This window comes from Mucilaginibacter sp. (genome assembly GCF_039925265.1).
Classification (GTDB): Bacteria; Bacteroidota; Bacteroidia; order Sphingobacteriales; family Sphingobacteriaceae; genus Mucilaginibacter.
Map to the genome: position 1 here is coordinate 85,404 of NZ_JBDSZG010000009.1, position 24,960 is coordinate 110,363.

At 45.0% G+C, this 24,960-nt stretch carries 24 protein-coding genes; 12 read left to right on the forward strand and 12 right to left on the reverse strand.

The features are described from left to right. The 4 genes from ileS to ABIX36_RS03785 all read right to left on the reverse strand — a co-directional run bounded on the left by ileS (position 1) and on the right by ABIX36_RS03785 (position 7,729). Positions 1-3,435 carry an isoleucine--tRNA ligase gene (gene ileS / locus ABIX36_RS03770; RefSeq protein ID WP_348080903.1) on the reverse strand — a complete coding sequence of 1,145 codons (3,435 nt, stop codon included), beginning with the start codon at positions 3,433-3,435 and terminating at the stop codon, positions 1-3. 204 nt (positions 3,436-3,639) lie between these two features. Beyond that, positions 3,640-4,056 carry a hypothetical protein gene (locus tag ABIX36_RS03775; protein ID WP_348080828.1) on the reverse strand — a complete coding sequence of 139 codons (417 nt, stop codon included), beginning with the start codon at positions 4,054-4,056 and terminating at the stop codon, positions 3,640-3,642. A 119-nt stretch (positions 4,057-4,175) separates the two neighbouring features. Then, complete coding sequence (locus tag ABIX36_RS03780) at positions 4,176-5,714, reverse strand: OmpA family protein (protein WP_348080829.1); 1,539 nt, start codon at positions 5,712-5,714, stop codon at positions 4,176-4,178. A gap of 185 nt (positions 5,715-5,899) precedes the next feature. Continuing rightward, positions 5,900-7,729, reverse strand: a complete 1,830-nt coding sequence (locus ABIX36_RS03785; protein WP_348080830.1) for a hypothetical protein — start codon at positions 7,727-7,729, stop codon at positions 5,900-5,902. A 232-nt stretch (positions 7,730-7,961) separates the two neighbouring features. Between ABIX36_RS03785 and ABIX36_RS03790 the strand changes: the two genes are divergently transcribed. From ABIX36_RS03790 to ABIX36_RS03805, 4 genes are all read left to right on the forward strand, one after another. Continuing rightward, entirely contained in the window at positions 7,962-8,732 is a 771-nt protein-coding gene (locus tag ABIX36_RS03790; RefSeq protein ID WP_348080831.1) for a Ku protein, read from the forward strand. 120 nt (positions 8,733-8,852) lie between these two features. Further along, complete coding sequence (locus ABIX36_RS03795; protein WP_348080832.1) at positions 8,853-9,413, forward strand: ferritin-like domain-containing protein; 561 nt, start codon at positions 8,853-8,855, stop codon at positions 9,411-9,413. A gap of 223 nt (positions 9,414-9,636) precedes the next feature. Next, positions 9,637-10,299: a hypothetical protein gene (locus ABIX36_RS03800; RefSeq protein WP_348080833.1), complete on the forward strand. Its 663-nt coding sequence runs from the start codon at positions 9,637-9,639 to the stop codon at positions 10,297-10,299. 255 nt (positions 10,300-10,554) lie between these two features. Beyond that, a complete protein-coding gene (locus tag ABIX36_RS03805; RefSeq protein ID WP_348080834.1) occupies positions 10,555-11,241 on the forward strand; it encodes a hypothetical protein in 687 nt (228 codons plus the stop codon). 259 nt (positions 11,242-11,500) lie between these two features. Here ABIX36_RS03805 and ABIX36_RS03810 read toward each other — a convergent pair whose 3' ends face one another. The 6 genes from ABIX36_RS03810 to uvrB all read right to left on the reverse strand — a co-directional run bounded on the left by ABIX36_RS03810 (position 11,501) and on the right by uvrB (position 17,362). Further along, complete coding sequence (locus ABIX36_RS03810; RefSeq protein WP_348080835.1) at positions 11,501-14,026, reverse strand: YfhO family protein; 2,526 nt, start codon at positions 14,024-14,026, stop codon at positions 11,501-11,503. A 162-nt stretch (positions 14,027-14,188) separates the two neighbouring features. Next, positions 14,189-14,485, reverse strand: a complete 297-nt coding sequence (locus ABIX36_RS03815) for a hypothetical protein (RefSeq protein ID WP_348080836.1) — start codon at positions 14,483-14,485, stop codon at positions 14,189-14,191. A 7-nt stretch (positions 14,486-14,492) separates the two neighbouring features. Next, positions 14,493-14,744 carry a DUF4834 family protein gene (locus ABIX36_RS03820; RefSeq protein WP_348080837.1) on the reverse strand — a complete coding sequence of 84 codons (252 nt, stop codon included), beginning with the start codon at positions 14,742-14,744 and terminating at the stop codon, positions 14,493-14,495. A gap of 86 nt (positions 14,745-14,830) precedes the next feature. Then, positions 14,831-15,091 (reverse strand): Txe/YoeB family addiction module toxin, encoded by a 261-nt coding sequence (locus ABIX36_RS03825; protein WP_348080838.1) that lies wholly within the window; start codon positions 15,089-15,091, stop codon positions 14,831-14,833. Continuing rightward, positions 15,076-15,282 carry a DUF2683 family protein gene (locus ABIX36_RS03830; RefSeq protein WP_348080839.1) on the reverse strand — a complete coding sequence of 69 codons (207 nt, stop codon included), beginning with the start codon at positions 15,280-15,282 and terminating at the stop codon, positions 15,076-15,078. The genes ABIX36_RS03825 and ABIX36_RS03830 overlap by 16 nt, the downstream gene beginning before the upstream one ends. Before the next feature lie 52 nt (positions 15,283-15,334). Next, a complete protein-coding gene (gene uvrB / locus ABIX36_RS03835; RefSeq protein ID WP_348080840.1) occupies positions 15,335-17,362 on the reverse strand; it encodes an excinuclease ABC subunit UvrB in 2,028 nt (675 codons plus the stop codon). Between the two features lie 246 nt (positions 17,363-17,608). On the opposite strand from uvrB, the gene upp reads away from it, so the two are divergent. From upp to rpiA, 7 genes are all read left to right on the forward strand, one after another. Continuing rightward, positions 17,609-18,253 (forward strand): uracil phosphoribosyltransferase, encoded by a 645-nt coding sequence (gene upp, locus ABIX36_RS03840; RefSeq protein WP_348080841.1) that lies wholly within the window; start codon positions 17,609-17,611, stop codon positions 18,251-18,253. 58 nt (positions 18,254-18,311) lie between these two features. Further along, complete coding sequence (locus ABIX36_RS03845) at positions 18,312-18,656, forward strand: DUF4279 domain-containing protein (RefSeq protein WP_348080842.1); 345 nt, start codon at positions 18,312-18,314, stop codon at positions 18,654-18,656. Positions 18,657-18,744: 88 nt separating this feature from the next. Continuing rightward, positions 18,745-19,473 (forward strand): YjjG family noncanonical pyrimidine nucleotidase, encoded by a 729-nt coding sequence (locus tag ABIX36_RS03850; RefSeq protein ID WP_348080843.1) that lies wholly within the window; start codon positions 18,745-18,747, stop codon positions 19,471-19,473. Between the two features lie 4 nt (positions 19,474-19,477). Further along, the gene (locus ABIX36_RS03855) at positions 19,478-19,657 is read left to right on the forward strand and encodes a type II toxin-antitoxin system HicB family antitoxin (RefSeq protein ID WP_348080844.1); all 180 of its coding nucleotides are present in this window, start codon (positions 19,478-19,480) and stop codon (positions 19,655-19,657) included. Then, positions 19,654-20,175 carry a DinB family protein gene (locus ABIX36_RS03860; protein WP_348080845.1) on the forward strand — a complete coding sequence of 174 codons (522 nt, stop codon included), beginning with the start codon at positions 19,654-19,656 and terminating at the stop codon, positions 20,173-20,175. The genes ABIX36_RS03855 and ABIX36_RS03860 overlap by 4 nt, the downstream gene beginning before the upstream one ends. 356 nt (positions 20,176-20,531) lie before the next feature. Continuing rightward, entirely contained in the window at positions 20,532-21,386 is an 855-nt protein-coding gene (locus tag ABIX36_RS03865) for a UDP-2,3-diacylglucosamine diphosphatase (protein WP_348080846.1), read from the forward strand. Between the two features lie 68 nt (positions 21,387-21,454). After that, on the forward strand, positions 21,455-22,144 hold the full coding sequence (gene rpiA / locus ABIX36_RS03870; protein ID WP_348080847.1) for a ribose 5-phosphate isomerase A: 690 nt from the start codon (positions 21,455-21,457) through the stop codon (positions 22,142-22,144). Positions 22,145-22,176: 32 nt separating this feature from the next. Here the strand turns inward: rpiA and ABIX36_RS03875 are convergent, their stop codons facing one another. Together ABIX36_RS03875 and ABIX36_RS03880 are read right to left on the reverse strand one after the other, a co-directional pair. After that, positions 22,177-22,866, reverse strand: coding sequence for an adenylate/guanylate cyclase domain-containing protein (locus ABIX36_RS03875; protein ID WP_348080848.1), 690 nt, complete (start codon positions 22,864-22,866; stop codon positions 22,177-22,179). Between the two features lie 140 nt (positions 22,867-23,006). Then, the gene (locus ABIX36_RS03880; protein WP_348080849.1) at positions 23,007-23,744 is read right to left on the reverse strand and encodes an EcsC family protein; all 738 of its coding nucleotides are present in this window, start codon (positions 23,742-23,744) and stop codon (positions 23,007-23,009) included. 211 nt (positions 23,745-23,955) lie between these two features. Between ABIX36_RS03880 and ABIX36_RS03885 the strand changes: the two genes are divergently transcribed. Next, complete coding sequence (locus ABIX36_RS03885; RefSeq protein ID WP_348080850.1) at positions 23,956-24,939, forward strand: glycosyltransferase family protein; 984 nt, start codon at positions 23,956-23,958, stop codon at positions 24,937-24,939. The last annotated feature ends 21 nt before the right edge of the window (positions 24,940-24,960 follow it).

Genomic DNA, 24,960 nt, shown 5'->3' on the forward strand with positions numbered 1-24,960 from the left:
TTAATTTTTACTAATAACTATTAAAATTTCAATTCCATCAATCTCTACTTTGTCGCCTTCATCTAATTGACTATCAAGCACAAGGCTCTCTGCCAAAATTTCGGCGCAAATATAGGACAAATTATTTTTCACTGCTTCTCCAATGTAGGAGTTGTCGCTTACGCGGACGATTATCTTATCGGTAACTTCAAACTCTTTCGACTTACGCAGATTCTGTATACGGTTTACCAACTCTCTCGATATGCCCTCCTGTTTTAATTCGTTGGTTAGCGTAACATCTAAAGCCACGGTTAGTTTTCCCAAATTTGCAACTTGCCAGCCAGGGACGTCTTCGGCGATGATCTCAACGTCGGTGGTGAGTAGTGAGTAGTGAGTGGTGAGTGGCGCAGGAATGATATCTGCTACTTTCCCTCCGGCGATTATTTCAATCTGTAAACTACCTTCACTTTCAAGCTTCGCTATATCTTCCTGCCCAAGTTTGCCTATGGCATCAGCAACCGCTTTCATGTCCTTACCCACTTTAGCACCCAGGGCTTTAAAGTTTGGCTTTATTTTTTTCTTAACGAAGCCCGCGGTATCGGTTATATATTCTATCGCCTTTACGTTGGTTTCTGATAGAATAAGGTCTTTCACCTTTTCCACCTGCTCCATAAAGTCTTTATCCAGTATCGGCAATAAGATCTTACCTAAAGGGCGACGAACCGGTATTTCTACTTTTTTACGAAGGAAATTCACCAGCGAGCAAATATCCTGTGCCAGTTGCATCCGTTTTTCCAATTCCGCATCAACCAATTCCGGCTGATACTCGGGAAAATAAGCCAAATGCACCGATTCGAAATCTTCTTTACCTGTAACCGAATTCAAGTCGGTATATAAACGCTCGGCAAAGAATGGCGCTATTGGCGACATCAGTTTACTGATAGTAATTAAACAAGTATAAAGTGTTTGGTAAGCTGATAGCTTATCCTCCGTGCTATCTGACCTCCAGAAACGGCGGCGGCTTAGGCGGATAAACCAATTGCTAAAGTGCACATCCACAAATTCCTGTACGGCACGGGCAGCTTTGGTAGGCTCAAAATCGGCATAGTAGCCGTCCACTTCTTTGCTTAAAGTATTTAATAACGAGATGATCCAGCGGTCTATCTCCGGGCGGTCGTTAATGTTTATTTCGGCTTCCTCGTACTTAAACTTATCAATATTGGCATATAGCACAAAGAACGAGTAAGTATTATACAGCGTACCAAAGAACTTGCGGCGAACCTCGTCCAGGCCTTCGATATTAAATTTTAGGTTATCCCAGGGCGCTGCGTTGCTGATCATGTACCAGCGGGCAGCATCGGCACCATATTGGTTGATGGTTTCGAAAGGATCGATACCATTGCCCAGGCGCTTGCTCATTTTATTGCCGTTCTTATCCAGCACCAAACCGTTGCTGATCACGTTTTTAAATGAGATACCTTTATTGCCCACTTCGGCATTTACAGCTTTTATCTCGTCGCTGGCTTCGCTTAGCATTACCGCAATGGCATGCAGGGTAAAGAACCAACCACGGGTTTGGTCAACACCTTCGGCTATAAAATCTGCCGGGTAGGCGGCTTTAAACGCATCAGCATTCTCAAACGGGAAGTGCCATTGCGCGTAAGGCATGGCGCCGCTATCAAACCAAACATCTATCAGATCGGGCTCGCGCAGCATTTTATTGCCGGTTGAGGACGTTAATATCACATCATCCACATATGGCCGGTGCATATCTTCCAACTTAAAGCCTTCGGGCATAAAGCCTGCTGCGATAGATTTTTCTATTTCGGCATTTAATTCTGCTATCGAACCGATGCATTTTTCTTCACCACCGTTTTCCTCGCGCCAGATAGGCAGCGGGGTGCCCCAGTAGCGTGAGCGGGAAAGGTTCCAGTCTACCAAATTCTCCAGCCAGTTACCAAAACGACCGGTACCGGTGCTTTCTGGTTTCCAGTTGATGGTTTTATTCAGCTCCACCATTTTATCCTTAACGGCGGTAGTTTTAATGAACCAGCTATCCAACGGATAGTACAATATTGGCTCGTCGCTGCGCCAGGAGTGCGGGTAGCTGTGCTCGTATTTTTTTACGTCGAATGCTTTGTTCTCTGTTTTTAGCTTGATGGAGATCAGCACATCGGTTGGTTTAAAACCTTCCACGGCGCGCTCGGCATCGGTGTAGTATTCTTCTTTTACGTAACGGCCGGCATAGTCGGTAACTTCTTCAACAAAGCGGCCCTGCTTATCAACAAGGGGTACCTCTTTGCCGTTCTCGTCCTGCACCATTACCGATGGCACGTTGTTTTCCTTACATGCTCTAAAGTCATCCGCGCCAAAAACAGATGCGGTGTGCACAATGCCGGTACCATCCTCGGTAGTAACAAAATCTGCCGGGATCACGCGGAATGCATTTTTCTCCAGGTCCTCGTTGGTTACGTACGGCATCAGCTGTTCGTAGTGCAAGCCGAGTAACTGGCTGCCTTTTATTTCCGCTGCAACTTTATAAGGAATAATTTTATCGCCGCCCTTGTAATCTTCAAATGAAGCGTTCTCGCCTTCGGCTTTAAAGTATTTTTTTACCAGATCCTTGGCCAGTATTACACAAACAGGTTTGTAAGTATAAGGGTTAAAGGTGCTTACTTTAACGTAAGTGATGTTTTCGCCAACGGCTAATGCGCAGTTTGATGGCAATGTCCATGGAGTGGTCGTCCAGGCCAGGATGAAAACATCTGTTCCGGTGGGGACACCGGAATATAAGAATTCTGAATCGCCATCGCGCTTTACTTTGAATTGCGCAGTGATGGTGGTATCCTTCACCATTTTGTAGGTACCCGGCTGGTTCAGCTCGTGCGAGCTTAGTCCTGTGCCCGATTTTGGTGAGTATGGCTGTACGGTATAACCTTTGTACAACCAGCCTTTTTTGTAAAGCTGCTGCAATATCCACCAAAGGCTTTCTATGTATTCGTTCTCGTAGGTAACGTAGGGGTTTTCCAGGTCAACCCAGTAGCCCATTTTTTCGGTCAGGTCGTTCCATACGTCGGTATAGCGCATTACCTCCTTGCGGCAGGCATCGTTATATTCTTTTACGGAGATCTTTTTACCGATATCGTCCTTAGTGATGCCAAGCGATTTTTCTACAGCGAGTTCAATAGGCAGGCCGTGGGTATCCCATCCGCCTTTGCGTTTTACCTGGTAGCCCTTCAGCGTTTTGTAACGGCAAAAAATATCTTTAATAGAGCGCCCCATTACGTGGTGAATGCCGGGCATTCCGTTTGCGCTTGGCGGGCCTTCGTAAAAAGTATACGGCTTGGTAGCCGGCCTGCTGCTTATGCTCTTTTCAAATATGCCGTTCTGCTGCCAGAACTCCAGTATATCCTTCCCTGTTTGCGACAGGTTTAACTGCTTATATTCCTTATACATCAATCTGTTCGCCTCGAATTTTAAAGGTTGCAAAAATACGCAATTTTATCTTAAAAAAGGAGAAAAGCAGTGAAATGGCGGGGCAAAATTACAGCACGGTGCCGATTTTTAACCGCAGAGAACGCGGAGGGAAAAATATTGCGTTTTATTGAAACTTATAAAGCTTCTTTATACGATAGCGGCGTGACGATAGCAAATGATGGTTCAGTTTGTATTGATTTTTCTATAATATGAAAGGTTATTGAGGTCATAATAGATCTTACCGTCAAACTTTAAAGAACTTACTCCAAAACTAAAATAGCAAAGGCCTTTATGAAAGTCCCCGGTCGAACCGGGTAATAACTCATTTTTATCGCTCCAGTTACTAAAACTTACATGATGGTTATCTTCCATAAACCATTTGCCATGGTCAAGAAAAACGCTATCATGAAAAGTATATTTCCGGTTATATAAATGATTATCTAATAAAGTAAGTGTATCAGATACTATGCTATTATCTACTGAATAGGTGCCGATTAAGTCGCTTTCCCAATAACATCCGGTGAAAACAATGCCAATAGTTATAAAAATTAAAAAGTGTTTAAATGGCTCAATTTTTATTTTCACTTCATTTTTTTTCACAATATAAATCAATCTCCACCATTCATCAAGTTAAACTTGTTCCTTTCCGCGTTCTATCCGACTTATCATGCCGACAAGTTATATTCATCCTCTGAATTTAAATAAAAACTGTCCGAAGGTTAGTAATTCAATATCGTAAACTCCACCCTCCGGTTTTGCGCCCGGCCTTCGTCGGTATCGTTGGTGGTTACCGGGCGGGTTTTGCCGTAGCCGCTTGCTTTTAAGCGGGCCGCTGCAATGCCTTTTGTGGTTAGGTATTTCACTACCGAGAATGCCCGCGCGGCGGAGAGTTTGTTATTGGCGTCATCGCTGCCTACGTTATCGGTATGGCCGCCAAGTTCAATCTCCAGCTTGGGTTTGCTTTGCAGCAGGGCCACCAGGCGGTTCAGGTCGGGGAAGGATTCCGGTTTCAGATCGGCTTTGCCAAATTCGAAGAAGATATTATTGATGCGCACCACCTGCCCTTTTTCAAACGGCACCATGTACAGATCGCGGGTAATTTCCTGGTATTCGCCAACTTTGGTGAGGTCGAGGTTATCCGAGATGGGGATAAAGTTCTCCTGGCTGGAGTTAAAACCAAAGTTTTTACCATAAGGCAAAACTATCTGGTAGGCACCGGTACCCGGGTCGCTAATGGCGATGCCTTCGTTATTGCCATTGGCCAGGTCCTCGTAAATAATAGCGGCCTCTATAGGTTCTAAGGTTTTCTTGTTCAGTACACGGCCTTTTACCAATACCACGGGTTGCGGTTTTATATTATCGTTCAGCTTAATGCGCACAATGTCGCTTTCACCAAAACCGCCTTCTTTAGAGCTGATCATATAAGCATAATCGCCTTTAGCCGCCAATCTGAAGTACGAATCCCATTTGGCAGAGTTTACGGACGGACCAAGATTCACCGGCTCTGTCCACTTTTGCCAGGTATCATCCAGGCGGGTGGTTTTGTAAATATCATTATCGCCCAATCCACCCGGCTTGTCGCTGCTGAAATAAAGCGTTTTATTGTCCAGCGCAACAAAAGGTGATGCATCGTCGTTGCTGGTATTCAGCATTTTAATAGGCGCGGGCCTGCTAAAGCTACCATCAGTATTTTTGAAAGAGATGTAGAGATCATTATTGGCGCCGTCCTTTTCTTCGCTGAAGTAAAACATCATCGCCTTGCCATCGGGCGTCAGCGTTGCGCCTATATATTTACCTTTAACCAGTTCTGTAAAACCATCTATATCGATCCCTACGGGCGTTTTCCAGCCGCCAGTAGCATTACGGGTAACTACCGAGTAACCCGTGCCGGTAACACGCGTGCCATTTTTAAAATATCCTTTTATAATGATGGTATTATTATCGGTAGATACATTGGAAATGGCAGAGTGCGTAAGGCCATTGTTGAAGGGCGCTGCCATATACCGGGCCAGCATCCACTCGCCTTTATCGTCCTGTTTAGAATACCACAGGCTTTGGATATCCTCATTGGCCGCCTTGCGGAACATCTCGCGCAAAAAATACATCTCGCGGCCATCAGCAGATATCACCGGGGTAAGTTCGGCGTAGCGGCTATTTACCTTATTTCCTAAATTTACCGGCAGGTAGGCATCCTGCGCAAAGCTGCCGAAGGCTATGAACACCATCAGCATACATAAAAACATCTTTTTAATGGCCATAACAATTGTGGGGTAAAACAACAACCGGTTTTGGCCGGCTGTGTATGGTTTGGGTTGAAAGGGGGTTAATAACGTTTAATCTCACAGTACCGAAGCCTCACCTAAATCCTCTCCAAAGGAGAGGACTTTAAAAGTTTATCTGTGAACCCTCTCCTTTGGAGAGGGCAGGGTGAGGCTACGGATAACTACTTCGTCAAGTCTACCCGCGATACCAGTATCTTGTCGCCTTTTTCGGTTTCGCTGAAGAACAGGCTATAATTGCCCAGGCGGGTTTCATTGGTATTGGGGAACAGGTAGAATTTCTTTTTTTCGCTCTCGCCCAGAAATTTAAATTCCGATAGCTGCCCGTCTGCGATGTTAATAGAACCATACTCCATGTTATACAGTGGCGACCAGGTGGTGGTTTCGGTATTAGAGCTGAAGCCGAACGTAGTATGCGATTCTTTATGGATAGATTTTGCCATCCGCATCATCCAGTACAAGCTTTTGCCGTCGCCGCTTTCCTGTATAAAGCTTTTTGAGGGGATCATATCCGAAGTAAGCGGGGATTTATTGAAGAAACCACTGGTTTTGCTTTGATCTAAAAACACACCGTAGTTGCGTTTAAGGTTGCCCGTAGGGTCGAACTGGAACATGTATACGCCTTTGTAGCTGCGGCCTTTTTTTATCTTTTTAAAATCCTGTCCGTTTACAAATACATCGCCACTTTTAGAGAACGATATACCGTTGATCACGAAGCTTTTGCCATCAAACTCGGCAAACTTTTTCTGGTCGGATGGTTTGGCCTGCAGTTTTTCAAAATCCTCGATGGTTGGGCAGCTCAGGAAGTCGAATTTACCGTTGCTGATCTTGCCTATCTGGAAGTTGGTGTACTTCATGGCGTCCATGGTCTCATCTATCTTAGTTTGCGTTATGCCGAAGTCAGCAGAGCCGGACAGCATAGAGAATCCACTTTTCAGTGCCCCCAATCCTCCGCCGCCCGAACTTGCCGCTTCTTTTTCGTCGTCATCTGCCGATGTGGTTGGCACCATCACCGTTTTATATACCTGGTTTACATATTTATCCTGATCCTTGTTATTGGCAGACCCGTATACAAACACCGAACCGTCATGATCATAAGCACCCAATACGCGCCAGCCGTTTGACGGAGATTTAAAGCTGAATTTCTCCAGTACATCGCCCTGGGTATTCAGCCTGATGTAGGTATAGTTGTTTTTATCCGGGTCGATGATATCCTTATCCACACCACCGCCGCCGCTGTTTGGAGCAAATACCATTATCCAATCGCGGGGGTAATCATCGTTATCCAGTTCAGAATTATCGTCCTCCAGCGCAGCCGAGTAAACGGGGATGTTAGGATATTTAAACTCTATGGTGCCCACGGTTTTTATGTTTACCTGGTTATCGCAGCTTAAAATATCATAGTGCATCATCGAGCCTGCCAGGTCGTTCTTTTTCTCCTGCCTGCCCGCCATTACCAGCACGGTACTGTCGGGTTTTACCTCGTAGGCACCACCGCGAAAGAAATATTTTTCGCCGCTGCCTTCGTTGGTTGCTTTTACTTTCTCCAGCTGTTTAACCGATTTATTGTAGCTGCCGGTTAGCCAGAGGTATTTCCAGGTGATCTCTTTTTTGCGGAACACCAGCTTGCCCGTTAAATTAGCCGATGCGCTTAAGCTGTGCGAAACATAGCTATCCCCTTTAAAATTGAACCACTTATACTTCTTTTTCATCTGTTCGATGGGCTGCTCATCTTTTTCGGTGTTGATGAGGTTTAATTCTTTATCGTAAGTATAAATTTCGCGTTTAACCATTTTTTTGGTGCTGCTGCGCAATACAAAAACCATATCGAAGGTTTGTTTTTCGGCATTCACTTCCACGCCACCCAGGTAGCCGTTTTTGGCTTTGCGGGAGATGTCGTAACTTTTTTCGAGTACGGGCAACTGCGCGTGGGCTGCGGTTGAAAGCAGCATCATACCAAGCACGATGCCGGAGAGTACGTGTTTTAAATTCATAATAAGGTGGTGTTTTTTATCAAAAGTAGCCTTGCAGACCATGGCGGACAATACCGTTAAAACGGTATAATAAGTTGCGGTTTTCCGCAAAAGTACCAGCAGGCTAACAAATCCGGATTGTTATATCAAAGCGGGATTCACGGAAAAACAGATCAATAACTCCATCTTATCTCCTCACCCTAAAACCCTTCCCGCTTTTATTGGTTATATCCGATACTAAAACGCTGTATTGATGAGATCTATCTGGAAAGGTTCGCTTGGGTTTGGATTGGTAAGCATCCCGGTTAAACTATATTCTGCCGTGCAGAAAAGCACGCTGGACCTGGATATGCTGGACGGGCGCGACCACTCGCGCATCCGCTTTCAGCGGGTGAACGAAAACACGCACAAGGAAGTGCCTTACGATAAAATTGTAAAAGGCTATAAGCTGAACGATGATTACGTAATAGTAGATGCCAAGGACTTTGAAGATGCCGCGCCCGAAAAAAGCAAGGTGATAGAAATTGAAAGTTTTGTGGAACTGGCCGATGTAAACCCTATGTTTTACGAAACCAGCTACTACACAGAGCCTGATACCAAAAACAATAAAGCCTATGCCCTGCTGCTAAAGGCATTGCAGCAATCAAAAAAAGCGGGACTGGCGCGTTTCGTTCTGCGCAGTACCGAAAGCCTTTGTATTGTACATCCACAAAAAAATGTGCTTGTGGTTACCCGCATCCGCTTTGGGCAGGAGATTCGGGATACCGACGACCTGAGCATTGCCGATGATGTAACCGTAAGTAAAAAAGAACTGGACGTGGGCCTTGCGCTGGTTAACCAATACGCAGAGGATTTTGATGTATCTAAGTACAAAGACGAATACAACGATGAGTTGCTGAAGATCATCCACGCCAAGGCAAAAGGTAAACGCGCTACGGTTAAAAAGCTTAAACCGCATAAAACCAGCAGCGACGACCTGTACGATCAGCTGATGAGCAGCCTGAAGGTGAAGAAGGGGGCATAATGAGCACTATATTCTCATATAAATAAATCGTTCTAATTAATTTATTAAATAATAACTAAAACTTATCTCCATTGGTTGTGTTGATATAAGACAAACAAAAACTATAAAAACATCTATATCATGGCAACTATTAAAACAGCAACACGCACAAAAAAAGCTCCCGAAACAACCGATGTGGTTGAAGATTCGGCATTGAATGAATTATTTTTAGATGAACTGAAGGACATTTACTGGGCAGAAAAACACTTGGTTAAAGCTTTACCGAAAATGGTAAAAGCCGCAACTTCCAATGAATTGAAAGGTGCTATTGAGACCCACATCGCCGAAACTGAAAACCATATTACCCGCCTGGAAAGCGCCTTTGCATCTATTGACGAAAAAGCCGTAGCTGTTAAATGCGAAGCAATGGCCGGCCTGTTAAAAGAGGCTGATGAAATTGTAAGCGAAACCGAAAAAGGCACCTTAACCCGCGATGCCGGCATTATATCTGCCGCGCAAAAGGTTGAGCATTACGAAATTGCATCGTACGGCACGCTGCGTACCCTGGCGCTTACTTTAGGCTATACTGAAGCCGCCGACCTTTTACAAGCTACGCTCGACGAGGAAAAAAATTGCGATAGCCTGCTTACTCAAATAGCAGAAGCCGGTATTAACGATACCGCCAAAACTGAGAAAGAATAATTAAACGATTCAAATTAGCACTATGTAAAAAGGGTGGCCTGTAAAAAGGTTACCCTTTTTTTGTTTGTAGAAAATTTTGCCAATGGTGTAACGAATACACCTGCCTCTTCGTCAATGTAATCAAAATGTTGCAAAGCATAGGTACCATGCAGGCGGCATTTATTTAATAAACATCTATTCACAATTTACAAATGGCCAAAGGCCTTATTATTTTTTACAAACCATGAAAAAGTACATCCTAACCCTGGTAACAATAACCACTATATTATTCAGTGCCTGCAAAAAAGACAATTCAAACAAACCCGGCGATAACACTACCGGCACTTACCAACCCGTAACTACCGGTTCTACCTGGAGCTACCGTAACGAAACATTCGCCATTGGCGACATCGGCGATGCGGAATTAGATACCACGGTAAACACCATGACAGCCGCTACCAAAATTTACAACGGTAAAACCTTTCATAAGCTTACATCGGTAACCGGCGGCGAAACCGAAAGCACCTACTTTGGTTTTACCGACCATGTTTATTACAACCACAGTTTTAACGCCGAAGCGGATGCGGAGCTCGAACTGCCTTATCTTAACGAAGAAACAGCTGTAAATGGCACCTGGATCACTCCTTTAACCGTAACAGAAGGGCCCGAGTCGCAATTAAAAGGGACTATCGTAGAGAAGAACATCAACAAAACCATCCTTGGTAAAAGCTATGCTAACGTCATCCGCTCTAAGCTGGAGTTGCAAAGCAAAATTGGCGGTGCGTTTACAACGGTATTCACCTTTGAGTTTTATGTAGCCAAAAACATTGGCGTGGTGGCCATTTACACCGGTTATAATGGCAACCAGCTAAGCAAATCGGAGTTGATCAGCCACAATATTAAATAATAAACAAAACATTGCAGCTACCGCTATCATGCTGATAGTCAGCATGGCACGTTTCGACATGTCCAAAAAACTATAAATATTAAAATAAATCCGTAGTTTTTTTTGGACTACTTAATGCCCGGCCCGCTTTATAGGGGTTGGGCATTAATTTTGTATTGATATCTTTGCGCGCAAATGCTTCAAATAAAATGGCTTACACCCATATTTGCGGCGGCAAACTAAAACGGGGATTTTCCGTATACTGTAAAACCAAGTATGAATAGAAAGTTACTTATATTTTTTGGGCTTTTAGCTTTATTTACACAAGCCTGTAAGTTAGATCCACCTATTTATGGCCCGCCACCCAAAGAAGACTGGTCGGCCAGTTTTCAACCGCTGGGTACCGGCACTTTTTGGAAATATGTTACCAACAAAGAGGGTAGTGAACCCGATTCGTCGACACTTACCGTAACCGGTGAACAACCAATTATTAAAGACAGTACCTACCATACCATATTTAGCATCAGCCAGAAAAATGCCGGTAACGGCTACGTTTACGTGGATGACAACACCATTAAAATAAGACTTTTTTACGCAGAGTATAACGATAACCTCGAAATAGAATATTATGATAACCGTGTACCCGTTGGCGGCACCTGGATAGCTACGATTACAGATAGCGGCCTGTTAGAGGGCTTCCCGGCAAGGCTTATAGGCACCGTAAAAGAGGTAAATGTTACCAAAGTTGTAAATGGCATTACCTACCCGAGGGTAACCCATACGCAAATGCTTTTACAACAGAATAAGGGCAGCGGTTATCAAACCTTTGCCACATATGATTACTATGTACAAATGGGCGTTGGCGTAATACAAACCAACTCGGTAAAGGCCGATGGCACCGACCTTGGCACAGTAACCCTTTACAGCTACGACATTAAGAACAACGTTATTGTAGTTAAGTAAGATTAGACCCATAAAATTGCTGTTACTACTTTTTTAACTCTTAATTCGTATTACCTATAAAGGCGAAAAAGTCGGCAATACAAATAAGAAGTAGTATATCAAATCTTATACTTAGGCACAATACCACGCCCCAGTAAAGATCACAAAGGCATATAAATTTAATACATCTCGCCATTAAAACGACGGCAGATACAAACAAAAAGGCCGCATCATTTGGATTATGATACGGCCTCTTTTTATCTTGATAATGTTGCCTGTATTACTTCGACTTCTTAGTCTCGGTTTTCACAACAACCGGCTTTGGTTCCAGCTTCTTCTTTTTCAATTCGGCAAACAGCGCGCCGCCCAGTGCAAGCACCAGCAATATAGAACTTGCTAACGAAATGCCTTCGCCGGTATAGTATGATGCCGGGTGGAAGATGAACTCAATTTTATGGTTCCCTGTAGGGATACTTGCCGCGCGAAGCAAATAATCTGCACGGAAGTAAGGCTGTTCTGCGCCGTCTATCAGCATTGTCCAGCCTTTTTTGTAGTAGATCTCCGAGAAGATCGCTACCTGGTTAGTTGCCGAGCTGCTTTGGTAAGTTAAATGATCTGGCGTGTATTTAACCAGGTTTATAGTTGCACTGGTATCTATGGATAAAGGCCTTGCTTCGGCAACCGATTTATATTGCTGATCGACCATAGCCTCTTCTTTTGGTGAAAAGCTACTGATAGCCAGCATTTCTTCATCAGCATTTTTTACGTATTTAACGCTTTTTATAAACCAGGCATGGCCGCAGGCAGTTTGGTTATTTTGCAGGCGGCTACTGTTGGTTTTAGGATCTGTGGTGATGATATACTTGGTGTTCAGCATATCCAATACATCCTGGTTAATGCTTTTGGTGAACTGGTTTAAGTATAACTCCTCAAACCTTTTCAGCCTTGCTGCAGAATAACCGCCTATTGATTTATGGAAGAAAGGGTTAAAAGTATCTGAGACGAGGTTTGCACCGGAATCAAACACACGGAAATCCGGGTCGGTGTCCTTCATAATAAAGGTATCCACTTCCCTTGGGGTTACCACTTGCGCGGCTTCCACCTTATCCTGGAAACTGCTCTCCTTCAGATAGCGCTTATCTACCTGCCATAGGTCTACTAAAACAATAACAAACAGAACGATAGATAGCACCTGCGCTTTTATTTTATTGGTGACGAAGGCCCATAAAAGCCCGAAGGTTACCAGCAGGAATATAAAGGTGCGGATGGCATCTGCACGCTCGAGCGACATCCTGTCGGCAATAACGGCGCGGCCTACTGTATCACCTGTAACGTTAAGGTTAGCGCCTTTAAGTGCTTGGTTAAGGTAGTTAACCATATCGGTATGGTTATCTGTTCTAAAGCTCAGGAACACAGTTGGTACCGCTATCAGGATAAGCGTAAGCCCGCCAACAATACCACCGGCTATGTATAGTTTTTTGGTAATGGCTTTTTTATCGGGGTTCTCAATAATTTCCTGTACAGCCAATAGCGCCAGTATAGGGAAGCAAAGGCTTGCAACCGCCAATATTGATTCTACTGCGCGGAACTTGTTGTACAGCGGGAAGTAGTTAAAGAAAATATCTGACAGGAACGGCAGGTTACGGCCAAACGACAGGAAGAGTGTAAGCAGTACCGTACCCAGCAACCACCACTTTAAGCGGTTGCGAACAACGATAAGGCCCAATACAAACAAAAAGCAAATTACTGCGCCAAAGTAAAACGGCCCCGAAGTACCAGGTTTGGTGCCCCAGTATATTGGAATAACGCGTGATGTTACTTCCTGCGCATATCCCATCGCCTGATTATCCGGCATACCCGAATCCGTAAAGACTTTTACAGTTGCGGAGTTTTCGCTTATAGGCTCGGCACTTGGCAGCGCGCCACCGTAAGCATTGGGTACTAAAAACGTTAACGATTCGCCCACGCCCTGGCTCCACTGGTAAGCGTATTCTTTATCTAACCCGGTGCTTGGCTCCTGCGTGGTAGATTTAAGGTTGGATTTGCCACGAATGGTTTCGGTACCGTAATCGTAAGTGCTCCAAAGGATGGATGCATTTACCGCTATGGCCAATAAAGTAGCCCCGGCCAAAAAGCCAAGCGCCTTTAAAAACGGCTGCATTTTTTTCCCTTTAACGGCATGGAACAATTCGATGCACATTAAAATGATGATAGATAGCAGCAGGTAATAGGTCATTTGGATGTGGTTAGAGCGGATCTCCATCGCCAGGAAAAACGCCGCCAAGGCCGATCCGCCGAGGTAATTATCCCTTAGCGTCATGATGATGCTGGCTATTATTGGTGCGAAGAACGCTATGGCAAAGGCCTGGTTGGAGTGCCCCGCCACCAGCAGTATGATATTATAACTGGAGAAGGTGAACGCCACAGCGCCGGCTGCTGCCAGCCATGGGTTCATTTTTAGTACGATGAACAAAAAGTAGGTGCCCAATAGAAGCAGTAACAGTGTATCTACCGGGTTAGGGAAGGTTGCTTTTATAGCATTTACAACATGCGAAGTGATGTTGTTGGGGTAAGGTGCCCATATCTGGAAGGTGGGCATCCCCCCGAATATCTGGTTGGTCCACAAAATGGTGGTATCCCTGGCGCGATAGTCGTTTATTTCTTTTTGGGTGGATTGCGCGCCGATAACATCGCTTTGCCCTAATGTTTTACCCTGGAATGAAGGGGTAAGATAAAAAAAGCATATAGCTAAAAAAATTCCAATAACAGCGAGGTGGGTGCCATTACGTTTAAACCAGTTATTCATCTAAATTATTTAAAGGGATATTTATCTAATAATCTTCAAAAATAGAAATTTGAATGAGATTAGGACAATTTGAAGATGAGCTTATTTGAAAATCTGAAAATTGACTATAGGAACGTCCAGTCAATAAACATTTTCAAATCTTCTAATTCCCAAATCTTCAAATTAGCAGTTATGCGGTTGCTTATGGATGTAGTAGAACACCAGTACCATCCCAATAATGCTGATAATGTAAACTATTGTGTTTAAGCGGTTATACACATCGCGGTTGCGGCGTATGTTGTAAGCGTTGTATAAGGCAAGCAGCGCTATAGCTGCCCAAAAGAAGTTATTGATCTTATCGCAGGTTAAAAAAAGCGATATGAGCACGGCCAGTACAACACAATTAGTTACTATCAATAGTAATTGCGGCGGGGTGTTATCGTGGCCACGCCTGCGTTTGTACAGGTTTTCGGGAAGCATATAAGGTTTATTTTATTTCTTCGTAATCTACAAATTCCCCTTCACTATCCGGCACTTTGCTTTTTTGCCCTTCGGGAATGTAATCTACTTTCACGCGCTCATCCGGCCGCCTGGTTTGCTGGTAGTTCTGTTGCTGACCAGCATGTTGCTGCTGGGCATTGTTTATTACAGTCCTGAATATCGCCGGCAACAACAGTTTAAAAACATAGCGGACGATGTAAAGGATACAAATAATTATAATTAATACTTTAAGTAACATCTTTTAATATTTTGGCTTACAAATATAAGTAGTATAACGTAATAATTGTTTGGATAGTTTGCGGAGTACAGATGGGCGAAGCGGGATTATTCGTAATGCCCCTTCACAGAAAGTATAAATATTACATCATCTATTACTTCGTAAACGAGCCTGTGTTCACTATTAATTCGCCGCGACCATAAGCCAGCCAGATTATGTTTTAATTGTTCAGGTTTCCCAATAACATAAAAAGGACTTGTTTCTATGTCGGTAAGCAATGATTCTATCTTTTTTAAGATGCCTTTTTGCCCCGACCTGACAAAAAAACGAATATCATTTTTAGCTGGTTCGGTTAATCTAAGTTCCATATATCAGCCGGCTTTATTTTAGTAGTATTACCCGCTTTAATATCAGCCCGCCCCTTTTCAATCTTAGCAACAAATTCAGGATTGTAACTGCCTTTTTCTTCTTTTTCAAACGAAATGTCCAATGCTTTTAATACAGCAACGACAGCATCTAATTGCTTTTTTGTTTTAGGATGTATGCTTAATGTTTCCATAACTCAAATTTAAAAAATAATCTGCACATCCGCACATTTGCAATCTGCACATCTAACTAAACTTCTCTTCCATCAGCTTCTCCAATGCAAACATTTCGTCGCGCAATTTGGCGGCCAGCAGGAAGTCCATATTCTTGGCGGCGGCAACCATATCCTTACGGGTGCTCTCTACGGATTTTTTCATATCTGCCTTGGTCATGTACTGCACAATAGGGTCTGCAGCGAGGGTAATGGCGTCGTTCTCCACATAAGCCTGCTGCACGCCACCTTTAAAGTCGACAACCGAGGTTTGCTCCATAATTTCCTCGCGCGATTTGCCAACTGTTTTCGGCACGATGCCATGCGCTTCGTTGTATTTTACCTGCAACTCGCGGCGGCGGTTAGTTTCCGACATGGTGATCGCCATAGAATCGGTTATCTTATCGGCGTACATGATCACCCGGCCCCTGTCATTACGGGCGGCACGGCCAATAGTTTGGATCAGCGAACGTTCAGACCTCAGGAACCCTTCTTTATCCGCATCCAAAATGGCAACCAATGATACCTCGGGCAAGTCAAGCCCCTCACGCAACAGGTTGATCCCTATCAGCACATCAAATTCCCCTAAGCGTAAGCCACGCAATATTTCCACACGCTGTAAGGTTTTCACTTCCGAGTGGATGTAGCGGCATTTGATGCCGAGCCTGTCCATATACTTGGCCAATTCTTCTGCCATACGTTTGGTGAGCGTGGTTACCAAAATGCGGTCACCCATTTTTATGGTTCTATCTACTTCATCAAGCAGGTCATCCACCTGGTTTATTACCGGGCGCACCTCTATCAACGGGTCAAGCAGCCCTGTTGGGCGTATCACCTGCTCCACCACCACACCGCCCGATTTTTCCAATTCGAAATCGGCAGGGGTCGCGCTTACATAAATAGTTTGCGGTGCCAGTCGTTCAAACTCCTGGAAGTTGAGGGGGCGGTTATCCATCGCCGCCGGTAAACGGAAACCGTAGTCAACCAAAGAGATCTTCCTCGACCTGTCGCCGCCATACATCGCGCGGATCTGCGGCACGGTAACGTGGCTTTCGTCTATTACCATCAGGTAATCATCCGGGAAATAATCCAGCAGGCAGAAGGGGCGCATACCGGGCTCGCGTCCGTCAAAAAAGCGAGAGTAGTTTTCTATACCGCTGCAATAGCCCAGCTCGCGGATCATCTCCAGGTCGTAATTAACCCTTTCCTCCAGGCGCTTGGCTTCAATAAAGCGTCCGTCATCTATAAATTGTTTCTTTCGGGCTTCCAGTTCTGCCTGTATGGCCCAAACCGACTGCTGGAAACGCTCGCGCGGGGCCACGTACAAGTTGGCGGGGTAAACCACCATATGCGTCATCTTCTCAATGGTTTTGCCGGTGGTGATGTCAAAGGTGCTCAGTTCCTCAATATCATCCCCAAAAAAGGATATACGGTAGGCATAATCCATATACGCCGGGAAAATATCTACTGTATCGCCCTTCACCCTGAAGGTGCCGCGTTTAAAATCGGCGGTGGTGCGGGCGTACAGTATCTCTACTAACCGGTGTAAAAAAGCGTTCCTGCTGATGCGTGTACCCACCGCGAACTTGAATACCGAATTGGCAAAGTCTTCAGGGTTACCCATACCATAGATACAGGAAATGGACGAGACTACGATCACATCCCTCCTCCCGCTCATCAATGCCGATGTGGTACGCAGGCGCAATTTTTCTATCTCCTCGTTTATCTGGAGGTCTTTTTCTATATAGGTGTTAGACGAGGGGATAAACGCCTCGGGCTGGTAATAATCGTAGTAGGATACAAAGTAGTTCACCGCGTTATCCGGGAAGAACTGCTTAAACTCGCCGTAAAGCTGCGCCGCCAGGGTTTTGTTGTGGCTTAATATCAGCGTAGGCTTTTGGGTTTGCTCAATTACGTTGGCAATGGTAAACGTTTTGCCCGACCCGGTAACCCCCAGCAGGGTTTGGAAAGGGTCGGCGTTATTTACGCCATCAACCAATTGCTTAATGGCGGTTGGCTGATCACCGGAGGGTACGTACTGAGAAGTTATTTTAAAATCCATTTATACAAAGATATAGATTTGAGATGTTAGATATGAGATTTCAGCTGCCCTACAATGACGTGGTGCCTGTCGTCAACAAATCAAAGCTACACCCGGTTAGTGACAACCCTATGGCAGCAGCTTTTTAGTAAACGAAATTATTTACAGATTGATTGCAAGTTTGCATCAAATTAGCAACCTTTAAGAAGATTTACGAAAACACTATTCCTGTCTCAAATCTCCTATCTAACATCTCAAATCTACAACATGCCCTTCATCCTCAATAAAACCGATAGCATTGCCAACCTTTATCTCGCCGACATGCGCGATGTTATCGCTCAGTGCGACCGTGCCCGTTTCCGCCGCAGCCAGGAAAAACTGGGCGCTATACTGGCCTACGAGATCAGCAAAACGCTGAAATACGAGGCGAAGGAGGTACAAACGCCTTTAGGCATTTGCAACATAAACGTGCCAGTGCAGCAACCGGTATTAGCTACTATTCTGCGTGCCGGCTTACCCTTTCACCAGGGCTTTATGGAGTTTTTTGAGCAATCCGAATCGGCCTTTGTTACCGCTTGTCGTAAGACCAAAAAGAACGGCAGTTTCACCATACAGGTAGACCATATCAGCACGCCCAACCTGGATGGTAAGGTATTAATTATGATAGATACCATGCTGGCCACCGGGCAAAGCGTAGTAAATGTTTGTAAAGAACTACTGGCTCAATACAACATTGCCGAACTGCACGTAGCCGCCGTTATTGCCAGTACCGAAGGCATCACCCATGTACGCGCCAACCTGCCCAAAGCAAAAATTTGGGTTTGCGCCGTGGATGAGGAAATGACGAGCAAGAGTTACATCGTACCAGGATTGGGCGATGCGGGGGATCTGGCGTTTGGGGAGAAAGTGTGAGGGATTTGAGATTTCGGATTTGATTTATTTATCTCATAAAGGCCTTTTAATTTATATCATGAAGAAAAACGAAGTTGATTTAAGGCTCATAATCTGTGATTTCGAGGGCATTAGCCACGATGACATCACCAAATTAGCCGGTGTCCAACCATCTTATCAACGGATAAAAGGAACGCCCCGAAATTCGAAAAGTCCGGCTTCTCCTTTATGGCCCAATAACCTTTGGTCGATGGATAGCGGTTTGGGCAAGCATGCAGACTTTGAAACACAAATGAATGCATTGCTGGACGTTATTGAAGGGAAGAAAGAGGTATTTAAAACTTTCTGTACTAAATACCACTGCGAATTTGCATGTGCTTTACTGGTTTATCGCGACAATGGCGAAAGCAGTACATTTAGATAAACGATATAATAAACTAATAAAGGAACTCAATATCGAATTTGATATTGACCTGTATGTTTTTTAGAGGAACATCTTCTAACTTTGCCCCATGCCCATATCCGAAATCGAACATCCGAAATCCGAAATCAAATATCGCCACCTCTTCTTCGACCTTGACCACACCATCTGGGATTTTGATAAAAACGCCGAAGAAACCCTGCACGAGCTTTATGGCACCTATAATTTAAAAGATATCGGCCTGCACTCTGCCGACCTGTTCATCGAAACTTATACCAGGCACAACCACCGCCTGTGGGCGCAATACCATTTGGGCGAAATAACTAAGGACGAATTGCGCGACGCCCGTTTCAAATCAACCTTTACAGAACTGGGCCTGCACCCCAGCCTGATGCCGGCCGACTTTGAGGACGCTTACGTAACCCTCTGCCCTACCAAAACCAACCTGTTCCCCCATGCGCACGAAACGCTGGAGTATTTGCAGTCGAAGTATACATTGCATTTAATATCCAATGGTTTTAAAGATTCCACCACGCTTAAAGTGAACGGCACCGACTTGGTAAAATACTTTCAAAACATCATCATTTCCGAAGTGGTAGGGGTAAACAAACCAGACCCACTCATCTTCCAGCACGCCATAGATCTGGCCGGCAGCACCAAAGAAGAAAGCCTGATGATAGGCGACAGCATCGAGGCCGATATCCGCGGGGCACTTGGCTTTGGCATGGATGCCATTTATTTCAACCCCCTCGGTTTAGAAAAACCTGCCGACGTGCCCATACAGATAAGCCATTTAAAAGAGTTAACTTTAATGTTGTAAAACGATGGGGACGGAACAATTAGGTTATGAAGTTATAATCACCCCGGAAGACGAGGGTGGCTTTTCGGTGTCGGTACCCGAATTACCAGGATGTTTTACACAGGGCGAAACAGTTAAGGAAGCCATGCTAATGGCTAATGACGCAATCAACCTATATTTAGAAAGCTTGAACGAAATATTATGAACATTGCCAAAGAGCGCCGCGCCATCGAAGCTGCATTAGATAGCTATCGCCAGCAATTAGACGGTTTTACCGAAGAGCAATTCGCTACTACCCCACCCATCGGCGGCTGGAGCTATGCCGAGGTGTATGATCATATCCTGAAAGCCAGCCTTGGCTCATCCATCGCGCTGGAGCGCTGCACACATAATAACTGCCCACCAACAAAAAAAGGCATGAACTTTTGGGGGCATTACCTGATGCTTACCGGTAACTTCTCGCCATTTAAAGTACAGGTACCCGAAGCAGTGGCCGCCAAAATGGCTCCTAAAAAAACAACCTTGGAAGAAGCAAAAAACCTCATCATCAAAGTGCGTAAACGAGTAGAGGATACCGCTAAATTACTACCCGATGCCTCGCTGCGCGCCAAATGGGAACACCCGCGTTTAGGCATGCTAAATGCCGAACAATGGTTTAAGTTTATCCGTATACATCTGGAGCATCATTTGAAACAGCTGGAGCGGATAAAAAAATCCTTTTAATTGCCCTTTAGTTAGTCCACATCACCAAAGGATCACTTGTATGATAACAGGTTTCTATGCATTACAGGAACACAGTAAAATATATTTTCTTAAAAAAGAAACCTTTTACATTTAACATAGTCTTAACAGTATAATCATTTGATAATAGGATATTTGTAAAAACAATACAAGATGAATTTTGAGTTTACTTACTTGTTTGTAGTTGGATTGCTGGTGCTGCTTGGCGCATTCTATCTGAGCCCTTACGAACTAAAAGTTAATGAAGACGAGGACGACGAATAACCGCCTGCCCCAAAGCAACCGCTCTGTTTTATACCGGTATTTTTTACCGGGCTGCACAATTGCCCCCAAATTGAATGGCTAAAAGAGAAGTTGATATCGTTATTATATCTGATGTGCACCTGGGCACATACGGCTGCCACGCCAAAGAACTCTTGAAATACCTGAAAAGCATTAAACCAAAAATGCTTATCCTCAACGGCGATATTATCGATATCTGGCAATTCAGCAAATCGTACTGGCCCGAAACCCACATGAAAGTGGTTCGCCGCATTCTCAAATTTGTTACCGAAGGCATCCCCGTATATTACCTTACCGGCAACCACGATGAAATGCTGCGCAAGTTCACCGATTTCGACCTTGGCACCTTCCAGCTTCTCAATAAAGTAGTTTTAAATATCGACGGCAAAAAAGCCTGGATCTTCCACGGCGATGTGTTTGATGTTACCATGCAGCACTCTAAATGGCTGGCCAAACTGGGCGCCGTTGGGTACGATACGCTTATTATCATCAACAGTATAACCAACTGGTTTTTAACGGCCATGGGGCGCCAAAAAATGAGCTTTTCGCAAAAGGTGAAAGCTAAATTTAAGGATGCCGTAAAATTCATCAACGCGTTTGAACAAACCGCTGCCGACCTGGCCGTGGAGAAACAATACAGCTACGTTATTTGCGGGCATATTCACCACGCCGAGATCCGCGAGATACAATCTACCGAACAAACAGGCAGCGTGCTCTACCTCAACAGCGGCGACTGGGTGGAAAGCCTCACCGCCCTGGAATACCACGATAAAGAATGGAAAGTGTTCACCTATACGCCCGAAGCCTTCCACACCGATAACGACGACGACGACACCACCGACGCAGAAGACCTCGACGCTAAACTGGACGTAAGCAAATTGCTGGAAAGGTTTAAGCAGGAAGCAGGGTAAGTTCTTAGTCAATTAGATTTAGCCCGGTTCTCCCTGTTTTATCAACTGCACATCTGTATCTTAGCAGCATGACAGATCATAAACTGGAAGCGGCCAAAGCCGCGCTAAGCCTCATCGGCCCCAACCAATCTATTGGCCTGGGCGCGGGCAGCACCATAGCGCATTTGGTAAACCTAATTGCCAGTGAGTGCGAATACGCTGCTTCGCTTGTTTTTACATCATCGTCTTTTAAAACAACGCAATTGCTAAGCAGCCACGGGTTAACCATCCAACAGCCCGCCTTACGCAGACAGCTGGATATTTACTTTGATGGCTGTGACCAGTTTGACGCCGAACTCAATGCGCTTAAAAGCGGCGGAGGCATCCACACTACCGAAAAGATCTTGGCCTCTATGGCTGATGATTTCATCCTGCTGGGCGACGAAAGCAAATTTATAAAGCAATTGAATGCCACTTATCCGCTGGTGATCGAGATTCTCCCCCAGGCATTACAAATTGCGCTTAGTAAGCTGGCAACTATGTTCCCCTTAGCTACCATTACCCAACGGATAAGCACCCAAAAAGATGGCGCGCTTATTTCTGATAACGGCAATATGTTAGTGGATGTTTATTTTAACCAAATGCCGGCCGCAAACGAACTCAACATGCATGTTAAAATGATCCCTGGTGTGGTGGAGCATTCCTTGTTTTATCACCTGGCAACCAAAGCTATAATTGCAGGCGAAAACGGCATTCAAACTATTTTGCCAAGGCGGTAGTAGTTATCGATGATGGGGACATCCTATATAAATTACCCTGATATTGCCAGCAAGTAATCCATTTCCAATTCTGCTTCTTCCAAAAACAGCCCTTTATGGTACGGGCTGCCGGCAAGGCGTACCTGCACTTGTTGCGTTATACCCTGCAGCATTACGGTTTGCTGGCCTGCAGCTAATTGTTGCAGCCCCAGTAACTGGTATACATACTCCGAGATCAGCAGGTCGTTATCCAACTCTTTGGTTTTTGCCTGCAGCCTTGCGGCAATGTTAACGGGCAAGCCCATTACGGCTAATTGCGGTGTGCCTTCCAAAGCAAATTCATCAATAAATACCCGGCCGGCATGTAAACCGGCACCCATTTCAAGCGGGGCGTTATCGTCGTTCGCTGTGTAAGAGTTATTGAACAAACCAACCGTTTTAAACATGGCGAGGGTTGCCTGGTAGGCATTGTTCACAGCATCGCGCAGGTTATCCTGCAAACCAAAAACAGCATACAGGCTATCGCCACCTGTTTCTACTATTTTGCCACTAAAGTTTTTGATGATTTGATTGAACGCGGTAAAAAGGCGCCGTACAATTTGGATAACGTGTTGCTCGGGCTGTGATTCCATCAGGCCGGTAAAGTTCCGGATGTCTAAAAATAAAACGGCGAGTTCCTGTTCGCGGTAAGGCGCTGTTGCAACAGCGGGTAGTGATATATTGGAGAGGTAATTATTTTGCATATTAAATGTTTATACCTATCAGACGACCCGCACCCCCAAACATTTCAAAAAAAATGCACATTTTTATTTTCTGAAGCTGCGGTGACATAAGAGGTAGTATGTCGTACCTACTAAAGCTAACCTCCAGCCTAAAACCAACCCTAACTCCCTATCCGTTTCATCCCCAGCACCCGCATTCTGTAACAATTCATAGCGGTTTCGCCTAACTGGGCTATGAGCTGGTAATTGGCAATTGCGCCCACGGCGGCGCCGATAACGGGGATGAGCTGGGCCATTTTGGCCAGGTCAATGTAGTCGCGGTATTCCAGCTGAAAGGTGCGCCAGTCGAACTGGTCGGTATCGGCGGGTAGCTGCATGCTGTAGCTTTCCCAGTTTTCTAACAGGTGGAACACTTCGTTGCGGCGTTGCTGGCTGCAAAAGGTAAGCTGAAAAATGTAGAGGATATACAGCCTTTCCTTATAATCCTTCACATTAAAACCATATAGGGCAGCTATATTAAACAGCAGTTTCATTTTTATACCGATGAGGATAGGGAACTCGGCAAGGCCCAGCAAAATACCGCCCGTGCCGGTAACAGCACCCTCTACAGCAGCGGTTTTCTGATAAATGCTGATCTGCCTTTTAATATAGCTTTCCCTCAGCAGCAGGGACTCGCCGGAAGCCAGCTTTTCGGCAGTGATATATTTAGCGCCGAAGAGTACCGCCTTCACCATTTTTTCGATGGTTACGGTTATTACCTTGTGCGCTTTCTCGGGGATGATATTGTTGATCTTATTTTGCAGGCCTTTAGCTATACGGCTGGCAAGAGATGGCTTCTTTAGCATCTTTTGTTGCCAGTGGTTTAGTTCTAAATAAGCTTGTTCTTCGTAAGCATCCATACAGTTAATGTTGTGGTAACCAATAGACTGTTGTTAGGCCTCATTGTTACCATATGCAACAATAAAGCCCCGCCTATGTTGGGCGATACTCTTACCTTTAGCCCGATAATTTATCTTTAGCAAAAGTTGCAAGTAGCAAATTACCTTCAATTAACCATTTAATAATATGGTATAAACTTTTCTTTGCTAAATTGCCCGCAATTCTACGCCTATGAAAATATTGTTCGGTATACAGGGTACAGGGAATGGCCACATCAGCCGAGCCCGCGAAATTGTTCCCCTGCTGCAGCAATACGGCGAGGTTGACCTGATAGTAAGCGGCACCGAAGCCGAGGTAAGCCTGAGCCAGCCCCTTGCCCACAAGTTCCACGGTTTTAGCTTTGTGTTCGGTAAAAATGGCGGGGTAGATAACTGGGCAACCTTTAAACTCATGAATTTGCGGCAGCTTTGGAAGGATATGCACAGCATGCCGCTAAGCCAGTACGACCTCATCATTAACGATTTTGAACCCGTAACTGCCTGGGCATGCCGCTTGCAAAAGGTACCGTCGGTATCTTTAAGCCATCAATGCTCGTTTGTATCGCCAAAAACACCCCGCCCCAAAAAATGGGACTGGGCAGAGTGGCTTTTTAAATATTATTCGCCCACCACACACCATATTGGCTTTCACTTTGAGCGGTACGATGATTTTATCCATACCCCGGTTATCCGCAGCGATATCCGCAGGATGGAAACATCTAACCTTGGTCACTACAGCGTTTATTTGCCTGCCTACAGCGATAAAACCCTGTTAAAAAACTTAGGCGGCACGGATGCCGAGTGGCATGTGTTCTCTAAACGCACCAAAACCCCCTACCGCGAAGGCAACGTGCATGTATTCCCGGTGAACAATGATGGGTTTAACAATAGCCTGGCCAGCAGCGCAGGCCTGCTAACCGGCGGTGGCTTCGAGGGCCCTGCCGAAGCCCTGTTTATGGGTAAAAAAGTAATGATGATCCCCATGAAGGGCCAGTACGAGCAGCAATGTAACGCCCTTTCGGCATCAAAACTGGGTGTAAAAGTGGTGAGCACCATTAATGATCATTTCCCATCCCATATCAACAGTTGGCTTGCCGACCCAACCCGCATCAACGTAAACTTCCCCGATGAAACCGCCCAGATAGTGGATGATATGGTGAAGAAATACGCCAGGTAATTCCACCTTGTCATTGGCAGG